Source organism: Pseudomonas viridiflava, from assembly GCF_900602065.1.
Taxonomy (GTDB): domain Bacteria; phylum Pseudomonadota; class Gammaproteobacteria; order Pseudomonadales; family Pseudomonadaceae; genus Aquipseudomonas.
This window is the reverse complement of sequence record NZ_UWFN01000370.1, coordinates 1-281: the sequence shown is the minus strand read 5'-3', so window position 1 is coordinate 281 and position 281 is coordinate 1. Positions and strand designations below refer to the sequence as shown.

The 281-nt window shown below is 66.5% G+C and carries 1 protein-coding gene; it reads right to left on the bottom strand.

Features of this window, described 5'->3' with window-relative positions:
- Nucleotides 1–281 (bottom strand): fimbria/pilus outer membrane usher protein (locus EE949_RS29015; protein ID WP_164666857.1); only part of this gene is annotated, 281 nt, incomplete at both ends.

The following is a 281-nucleotide window of genomic DNA, read 5'->3' as shown; positions in this document are numbered from 1 at the left end:
GTGGTATCCAACCCGAATGCGCCGAGCGTGCTGGCGTAGACGCCGCCGAGCACCAGCGCCTGGTAGCCCTCGGCAACCCGTAAGCCACTGTTGGCGGTCACGCTGTTGGTCAGGCCACGCTGGTAGGTCATCTCGCTGAACGGGTCGTGGTCGCCGAAGTCACGGCTTCGGCCCAGCGCCATGCTGTAGCGCGACAGCCCGGGTCGCAATGACTCGGGCACCGCCGAAAACGGTACTGTGAAGCGGCTGACGCTGCCGTCGGCCTCGACCACCGAGACATC